Source organism: Peribacillus sp. P4_C12, assembly GCF_056402095.1.
In genome coordinates, this window is record NZ_JBFUIB010000120.1 from 1 (window position 1) to 9,269 (window position 9,269).

8 protein-coding genes are annotated in these 9,269 nt (G+C 36.5%); 2 read left to right on the forward strand and 6 right to left on the reverse strand.

Features of this window, described 5'->3' with window-relative positions:
* Nucleotides 1–426: 426 nt before the first annotated feature.
* Nucleotides 427–600 (forward strand): hypothetical protein, encoded by a 174-nt coding sequence (locus AC1DUW_RS15225; protein WP_340455101.1) that lies wholly within the window; start codon nucleotides 427–429, stop codon nucleotides 598–600.
* 89 nt (nucleotides 601–689) lie between these two features.
* Here AC1DUW_RS15225 and AC1DUW_RS15230 read toward each other — a convergent pair whose 3' ends face one another.
* From AC1DUW_RS15230 to AC1DUW_RS15255, 6 genes are all read right to left on the reverse strand, one after another.
* On the reverse strand, nucleotides 690–917 hold the full coding sequence (locus tag AC1DUW_RS15230; protein WP_477642883.1) for a DUF3953 domain-containing protein: 228 nt from the start codon (nucleotides 915–917) through the stop codon (nucleotides 690–692).
* 338 nt (nucleotides 918–1,255) lie between these two features.
* The gene (locus tag AC1DUW_RS15235; protein ID WP_053344637.1) at nucleotides 1,256–2,443 is read right to left on the reverse strand and encodes an amidohydrolase; all 1,188 of its coding nucleotides are present in this window, start codon (nucleotides 2,441–2,443) and stop codon (nucleotides 1,256–1,258) included.
* A gap of 651 nt (nucleotides 2,444–3,094) precedes the next feature.
* Nucleotides 3,095–3,637: an NADPH-dependent FMN reductase gene (locus AC1DUW_RS15240; protein ID WP_477642881.1), complete on the reverse strand. Its 543-nt coding sequence runs from the start codon at nucleotides 3,635–3,637 to the stop codon at nucleotides 3,095–3,097.
* A gap of 81 nt (nucleotides 3,638–3,718) precedes the next feature.
* Entirely contained in the window at nucleotides 3,719–5,029 is a 1,311-nt protein-coding gene (locus AC1DUW_RS15245; protein ID WP_201783545.1) for a hypothetical protein, read from the reverse strand.
* A gap of 457 nt (nucleotides 5,030–5,486) precedes the next feature.
* Nucleotides 5,487–6,098, reverse strand: coding sequence for an FMN-binding negative transcriptional regulator (locus tag AC1DUW_RS15250; RefSeq protein WP_053344634.1), 612 nt, complete (start codon nucleotides 6,096–6,098; stop codon nucleotides 5,487–5,489).
* A 170-nt stretch (nucleotides 6,099–6,268) separates the two neighbouring features.
* Nucleotides 6,269–7,171, reverse strand: a complete 903-nt coding sequence (locus AC1DUW_RS15255; protein ID WP_053344633.1) for a DMT family transporter — start codon at nucleotides 7,169–7,171, stop codon at nucleotides 6,269–6,271.
* A 162-nt stretch (nucleotides 7,172–7,333) separates the two neighbouring features.
* Here AC1DUW_RS15255 and AC1DUW_RS15260 point away from each other — a divergent pair, with 162 nt between their 5' ends.
* Nucleotides 7,334–8,710, forward strand: coding sequence for an aminotransferase-like domain-containing protein (locus AC1DUW_RS15260; protein WP_477642882.1), 1,377 nt, complete (start codon nucleotides 7,334–7,336; stop codon nucleotides 8,708–8,710).
* Nucleotides 8,711–9,269 lie beyond the last annotated feature (559 nt).

The window sequence follows — 9,269 nt, forward strand, 5'->3', positions numbered from 1 at the left end:
TCCATCACTGGACAGGTTACCAAGTGTACTTGGCTGTCATCAGACCTCCCCGGGTAAGAGTGCAATCTTTCCCTCCATCTATCTGCTTCATTTACTCTGTACCACCTTCGGCAGTAAGGACTTTGTTTTGTTTCGCAAACTCATCCAATGATACCTAGCCTTATATGAAGYTCGTGTTCCTCAGACCGGAGGTTTGCCGCTTGCTTCCTTCAGATTCCACGTCACCGTGGACACCCTTGCATTAAGCTAACCACTACTACTGCCTTCATGGTTCGGGACTTTCACCCTATAGATTGCACCCATGCCGGGCGCACGAAAAAGCTGCCTTAAAGACAGCTCTGATAGTTTGGGATTCCGTTCAATTTAAGAATATATCAAACAAATATGCTATAATTCCCCAATATAGAAAGATTGGAGAGAGAAACAATGGACTGGGTAGACTTTATGGCACTTTCAGGTATACTATTTTATTTAATTCCAATAGCATTTATTGTTTGGTTTTTAATCAGCTTCCTCAAAACTCAAAAGGAAAGAAACATTTTACTTAGAGACATTTCATTAAGGTTAGACAAGTATAAAATAGACAGAAAGGAAGAGTAATATGATACTCTTTCTTTTTCATTTTTATTTCACAGTTTGTGTCTTATCCGACACAAAAGACAACCTTCCTTATTGAACTAACCTTCCCTTTAGTTCCATAAGAAAGCCTGTATGGAAGCAAAGAAAATAAATAAAKAGATAGCAATATTCATATACCCCCAAAATCCTTTTCTATCTTTTTGAAGTTCGGCTAATCCTGTCACCAACGTAAGTGCCCCAAGGAACAACATATAATACGGAAATAACTCAAAGGTTTGAGTTATTAGACTATAACCTGATAGAACAATAACCACTATTGTTAAGATAATTCTAACCATTTTCAAGAATATATTTCCCCCTACAAATTAAGTTCTGTACAATTTCTTTTTCAATCATACCATTTGACACCTTTTCATTTGGGTGAAAAATGGAAATCCCCCCCTTCACTAACCTACCCCTTCGTTCCATAAGAAAAAGAGCTGCTGATCAGCTCCTGATAATTGATGTTCCATTTGTGGTTTCATGATACACAAACTCAATGATACTATGGATTTTTCGCTTTCTTCTTTATTAGCTTGTCTCGGTATTCGTTTTGCTTTTTATCAATAGAATTATCTAATACACCGAACCATGTGGTCATCTATACCACACCTTACAAACAATTCTATTCTTTTTCCTAATCTAACTCATAATAACCGCAAACTACATATCCTACTGCTTTTGCTGCCACGAGAAGGGCATCTTCATCGATATCAAATTTAGGATTATGATTAAAATAAGGTTTTTCTACTCCTTTAGGTGTACAAGCAATGTAAAAGAAGCAGGAAGGGAATTTTTCAGCATAGTAAGCAAAGTCTTCAGATGGTGGCATTGCTGGAAATTCCTTTACTTCTTTAATATCTTTATCATTTGCATTCTTGAGAAACTCAGCAACCTTTTCTGTTATTTCAGGATCATTATATAAAGGTGGATAATCATTCGTATATGTTAGATCACATGTTACACCAAATTCTTCTTCAAGTCCTTTTACAAGACGTTTAACTTCTTTTTCAATTGTTCCCTTTGTTTCAACAGTCATATAACGGATATCGCCTTCAAGCTCTACGCTGTCTTTAATTACATTGAATGTTCCTTTTCCATCAAAAGAACCAATCGTAATCACACCAATATCAAAAGGACTTAATCGACGGCTAATAATCGTTTGAGCGGCTGTAACAAAATGAGCACCAGCCACAATGGCATCATTCGCTAGATGTGGTGAGGAACCATGTCCACCTCTACCTTGAATTTTTAATTTCATATAAGCCCTGCCGTTAAAAGAATATCCAGCGTGATACCCAACAACTCCTGCTGGGCCCATTGGCAGCAGATGAATTCCAAATACATTATCTAAATCGTCAAGCATGCCGGATTCTACAATACTCTTTGCCCCGCCTGGCGGAACTTCTTCCGCATGTTGATGAATAATTTTTATTGTACCTGGAATTTCATCTTTTAATTGAATTAGGCAATCCGCTAAAACTAACAAGTAGGCTGTATGACCATCATGACCACATGCATGCATAACGTCTTCATTTTTTGATATAAAGGGTACATCCGTTTCTTCGACGATTGGGAGCGCATCAAAATCAGCGCGCAGACCAATGTTTTTTCCAGGCTTTTCACCTTTAATTGTCACGATAATTCCGTATCCATTACCTACATTAGATTGAACTTCTACATCCTTTCCTTTATAAAAATCAATAATATATTGAGCTGTTTTTTCTTCTTTAAAAGAAAGCTCAGGATTTTGGTGTAGATGTCTGCGAATTTCAATAATTTCATCCTTACGAGATTCTAACATTTCCATTAATTCACTTCTCATAAACTCTTCATCCTTTCATTATTTTCGAAAACGCCACTAAATGTGGCGTTTTACACTTCCAACTGCTATTATTCTACAACAGGGCTTCAAGCTGGTAATTTTTTAGGAGCATTAGATGTTTTACCGGCATCTTTTGGCACCAAAAAGATAGTAGATAATATTGAAAGTACACCGAATATAACGTTTACGATAATACCTACTGTTCCCGCTCCTATTCTCCAGAAAAATTACATCCTTTAACAGCTCCCCGCAGCGTAGTTTTATTGAATACTGTTGATTTTCAGCTATCTTTTATCGAATGTTTTCTTATTCGTAGGATTTCAAAGATGCACGGAGTACCAGAGTTATTCAATAAAAAGGCACCGACCCATTAGGTTAGAATACTGGCCTCCACCCCTTAGATAGACATGACGAAGGAATGAGAGGGCATATTTTATGACACGTTGACATGGGAGGGAAAGCCTCCAGGGGCGGCGTGGAGAAAATGTGCATTACATGGTAGAATATGAAGTTTTATTATGACTCCTTTATTTCACTATGCCTCCACGAAGCCAAAATGATCTGAACTCATATCATTAAACCGTTATTACGCTATCACAAAAAAGGAATAGCTATAATCCTCCTCACATTTACTAATGTTTGGAATGATTTTTATCGTAAAGTTTTTAATGCACCACTCCAGGCAATAACTTGGTCAAGCATAGCATTTACATTTTTAGGGTGGTGTTCAGCTGGTTTGAAAACACKTCCATTTTCAAAATCTGTAAATAATGACAATGTAGGATGTACACGAACATCTRCAACTAGTAATTCTCCTAAAATTCCACGTAAATGTTCAGCTGCACGAGCACCACCAGTTGAACCATAGCTTACAATACCAGCAGCTTTATTATTCCATTCGTCACGAGCTGAATCTAATGCATTCTTTAATGCACCTGTGATGCTATGATTATATTCTGCCACAATGAATACAAACCCATCTAAATTAGTAAGCTTTTCTGACCAAGCTYTTAATCCTGGTTCATCACCATTAGTTGTAAATACAAATGGTAAATTGAAGTCTGCAATATCTACGATTTCATAATTCGCATCGCCACGTTTGTCAGCAATTCCTTTTACCCATTCTCCTACTTGTGGACTTACACGTCCTTGGCGTGTACTTCCTAAGATAATTCCGATATTTAATTTTGTCATTGTTTTTTCCTCCTCAGTAGCTGATCTACCAAATAGTTTGTCTTAACTCCAATAAGGACTATTATTAAGAAAAATTTTTCTTTATTTTGCTGATTGTTCATATATTTTAATACCGTTTATTGGGACGATACCATTTTCAATTAATACTGCCTTCGATCCAGATCCATTTGAGAATATTCCACCCTTGACCGTTATTGTATTTATTTCACCTTGTACGTGAAGACTTCGAACATTTTGCCCATTTGTAACGATTCTGCCGCCAATTTCGACCTTATCAATTTTACCGCCTTCTTTGACACTTAATCCGTCGGCAGATAGTTGCGTGATGACTCCCTTTACTAAGGATTCCCCTTCACCTCCAAATGTTTCAATATCTTCATGCACGACTAATGTTCCTAGAGGTCGACTGACTTGAATACCAACAGCAGCATTTGCATGAGTAACAATCCGTTTAAATTCTGCATATTTTAAGCTTCCATCATACAAATTAAACCCCCGAGCACCGATCCCGTACGTTTCGATATCACTAAGGATACGCAGCGTCCCGATTTCGCTAAAGTTTACAAAACCAATACCACTTGGCCCATGAGAAGTAATTCGCTTTTCTGCCATCCATTCGTTCACCATTCCCCAATTATCTAGCACCATATCATTCACACCATACGTCGTCACAGAACCATTATTCACAACCTTTTTCACATGCGCACCATAAACGACAAAAACACCACCTGAAATGACATCTGGCGTGCCTTGATTAATTCCACCATTTGAGTGTATCTCACCTGTTTCTAACATATCCACTTCGAGTCGACCGCCTACATCGCCAGCCCCACTAACAAATATGCCACTTCCTTGAACAGGTTTTTCATTACTTCCTGCCCTTAGACCAGTAAGATGAGCTGTAATTGTCACGTTCGAATCGGTTTGTTGATTCCATAATGTGAAGGCTCCCTGCAAGACGTATACACCAAATCCTTTAGGTCGATCCTGCAGTTCCCTCGTATCCGCTTCGATTACTTCCACATTTTGTGCAATTACATGCCCCGAACGTACAGAACCAGTAGCTAATAGTTGAATTTGTCCGATTGTTTTTACATTCTTTAAGCTTAATGTTCCGAGTGAATCTACATCTGGTCTGTTTAAAATTGCTCGACAGCTAGGTTCAACTATAAATGTTAATCCTTCAATCTTATTGTCCCGACTTACCTCAATACCATCAATACCTCTCTTAAATTTTATCATTGAATCACCTTCACCCAGTAATTGTTGCCCTGGTGACAAGTTTAACGAAGGACTTTCATTTATTTTTCCTTTCACACGAATTACTTCAATCGCTTGATTGCCAACTGCGTTTACAAGTTCATCTACTGTTGAAATTGTAACCACTTTCATTTATTTCATCCTTTCAGGGGAATTTTATTTTCACCTTACAAAACTTCATAAGAAGAAGCCTCTCTGAATTATCCCCATATATATAGAAAAAATTACTTTAATTAATCTTGAAACCATTTCAAAAACAATTCGCTTTTTGTGTTTTTTATCGATTATGCATTGTTTTATTCGATTAAATAGCTCGATTCCGGAATAACATGATGAACATTTTTTCAATGGCTTTATTATTTCTTTTTACAACGTATTTGGGTTGGTTTAATTTCTTGGATACACTTGCTTTTGATACATATGAACGTAATAATCGCACGTTTGCGGTGGAAAGTTGCTTACACCCTCTCCGTCATAAACTTTTATTACTTCATATATTCCGTCACCGAATTGATCTAAAAGAAGTTCAAAAAAAAGAGCGTTAATCCTTATTGGATCAACACTCCTGTTAGTGCAGTAACATTCAACGTTATTTTTTTAGGTTTGCTTTCATTAATAATGAAATCTGTTGCTCATCTGTATTTGAAATTTGTTCCAGTTGATTAACAATTGACTCTTGTCTCTGCAATGGATGGTTTTGACTTAACTTTGCTTTCCCTTCTATTTTGTTAATTTTTATTTTGAATCCTTGAACTCCTTTGTTCATACCAGTGAGAAACTCAGCATCAACATCTTGCAAACTGTATGAACTGTCAGGAGCTTCGTACTTCGATACCATATCATGTAGGGAGCTCATTAACTCATGTTCATCCTCTTGCAGTTCGACTTCTCCGTAAACATGAACGGTCACATAATTCCATGTTGGTACTGCTTTATTCGTCTCATACCAAGATGGGGAGATATAACAATGCGGACCATGAAAAATAGCTAAGACGGTTTGATTTTTGATGTCTTTCCACTGAGGATTAGGACGAGCAAAATGTCCATATAAGTATGAATTATCCTTGTTCAAAATTAACGGTAAATGAGTCGCAAAGGGCATTCCATTATGTTGAGAAAAAAGAGTCGCAAAACTATGTTCCCTCATAATGTCGAAGGCAAGTGTTTCGTCTTTAATTTTAAAATGTGCAGGAATATACATGTTTTTTCTCCTCTCAGAATCTTTCCTTATCATTAATTTTATAATTTCTCTATAGGATAACGGTTTGTTAACCACAATTCTCTATTTTCATGACAACTTCTTCATCTAATACAATTCGGTCGTTCTATAAGCTATATGACATGCGATAGCTATCTCAATTGAACACACAGTTAGTTTTTCTCTGATACAGCTCCGTTTTTTGATACGTGAGCATTTTTGCCTAATATAACAGAAAAGACAACAATCACTGCTATTACAAGAGTGAAAAATGTGATGGATTCATCTAGAAATACTGTTGCAAATAGAATCATCAAAAATGGTTGTAAGTATTGAATCTGACTAACTCTTGCTATTCCGCCCATAGCCATTCCGCTATACCAAGCAACATATGCTAAAAACTGACTAACAACTGCGAGATAAATAAAACTAACCCAAGCTTGTAAAGGGGCATGGAACATTTCAGTTGTAAGGTTTAGCCCAACTGGAATAATGAAAAATGGAGCACCGATCATAATTGCCCAAGCAATTACTTGCCAGCTACCTAATTCTTTCGCTAATTTCCCCCCTTCTGCGTAACTAAGTCCCAGTATAATCACTGCTGCTAGTAAAGCTAAATCGGCAAATTGCAATTGACCGAATCCAAGATGAAGTGCATACATAATGACAGCTAAAGAGCCGATTATACTTGAAATCCAGAACTTGAGAGAAGGGATTTCACCTGCTCTAAACATAGCAAATCCGGCTGTTGCTAACGGTAACAGGGCTAATTCCACAGCTCCATGAGAAACAGGTAAGGATTCCATTGCCCAAGAAGCGAGGAGAGGAAATCCTAAAACTGCACCAACAGCAACAATAAGTAGACTTTTGAATTGGCCTGGAGAAGGTAGTTTTTCTTTTCGAATGATCAATACCACAGCTACTAAAATAGCAGCAACAACTGTTCTTCCTAAACCGACGATCGTAGTCCCAAAATACTTTACTGCAATACTTGTAGCAGGGAGTGTTAAGCTAAAACAAATGACACCTACTAATCCTAACAATAATCCAAGTTTCTCTCTGGTTTCTCTCTGCATCTTATCCTACCCCCATTTTTTATAGTTTGTATCACCTCTGTACCATTTTCTACTTTTCTTAAAAATAGTTCTGATATAATTAAAATAATAATGGGTACACACAATGAAAATAAACCATTTTTTTACCTATCTGTCCTGGTACAGTTAAAGGAGGATCCATATATGAACTCAAAATATATTAAGATAATGGAAGAAATTAAGCTTCGACTAGCAGATGGATCGCTCATTGCAGGTAGTAAACTCCCTTCTGTTCGTCAGTTATCTGAGTATTTTTCATGTAGCAAAAATACGGTTATTAAAGCGTACATCGAACTAGAAAAAGAGCATTTAATTTATTCTGTTCCTAAAAGTGGCTACTATGTTGTGAATGAATTTCAAGATGCGACGAATGAAAATGAGGTGATTGATTTCTTATCTGCTGGTCCAGATAAAAACATTATGCCTTATGTTGAATTTCAACATTGTATGAATCAAGCAATTGAACTATATAAAGAAGAGCTTTTTACATACTCTGATCAACAAGGGATTTACTCATTACGAGTACAGTTAGTGAAGTATATGCAGAATTTACAGGTGTTCACTCAACCTGAAAGAGTAGTCGTTGTATCTGGCTCGCAGCAAGCCCTTAATTTATTAGTTTCTATGCCATTTCCAAATGGAAAAAACAATATTCTAATTGAACAGCCTACTTATTTCGGATTCATTGAGTCCATCAATCTGCATCAAGCTACTACTTTTGGAATTGAATTATCAATGGAAGGGATTGATCTTGATCGTCTGGAATACATTTTTCGAAATAATGATATAAAATTTTTCTATATTATCCCGAGATTTCACAATCCACTTGGACATTGTTACACGAATAGTGAAAAGAAAAAAATCGTTGAGTTAGCTGAAAAATACGATGTATATATAGTGGAGGATGATATTTTAGGAKACCTTGATCCAAATCCAAAATCAGATCCTTTATTTTCTTTTGATCCTTCTGGGAGAGTGATTTATATTAAAAGCTTTTCGAAAATTTTTCTTCCAGGGTTAAGGATTGGTACTGTCGTTCTTCCTACATTAATGATTAACAATTTTTTACGATATAAATTTAGTTCAGATTTTAATAGTTCAGCACTTTCTCAAGGTGCGCTAGAAATCTATTTAAAAAGTGGTATGTTTAATAGCCATCTCAAAAAAGTAAAAGAGGTATACCGTACTAAAATGCAAATTCTTCAAGAAGCATGTGAATTATTGCTACCGGCTAATACTCATTTTTCTAAACCGACTTCAGGATTCTATCTATCCATCAGTTTGCCCGAGAATGTGACAGCAAAACAGGTAGTTCATATGCTAAACGAGCAGCATATTTATGTTGATGATGCCTCTAGAATGTTTTTACCTGAATATAAAAAGGAAAATCTCGTTCGATTAAGCATCTCTCAAGTGAACGAGAGTCAAATTAAACTAGGGGTAGAGCGATTGGCTCACTGTATTGCTTTAATTGACAGTAGAAAAAATCATATTACTCCAAATAACTTTTTACTCATTTAGTATGGGGAAGTTTATATAGAGGTAGCATCACAAAATTATGCGGATTTCCAAGCCTAAGAAAATATATCAAAACGGTTGTTTATGTGACGTAGAATTTGAGCAATCCTTTGAGACATATTTAATCTCCAACTCTACAAACTTTTAGATAAAGTAAAACCCTCTCAAAACGATGATTTTTGGAGGGTTCTTTAATTAACTTGCCTCCGAAGTATTGAAAACTGCTGCGTTAGTACTTTCTTGAACTCCCTTAGTTTAATACGATTTTCTCACAAATACTCGTTTAATCGCAGGATTTCATCACCCTTAAATTTAAGTTCACGGTTAAATGGAGTGATTTCAGGACATGAAGATTTCGTGAAGTTTCAACTCCTCCTCCCCAGCACTAAACTGCCCCGTTTGTGCCATAAATCGAGTAGGAGGAGGCGCCTAGCCTCCGACCTCTCACACCACCGTACATACCGTTCGGTATACGGCGGTTCAGTTTAAGTCTGACGTAGTTTTGTATATCGTTCATATAGATTTACTAACCCATGATGGAGCCAATAAACATTATTAAGGG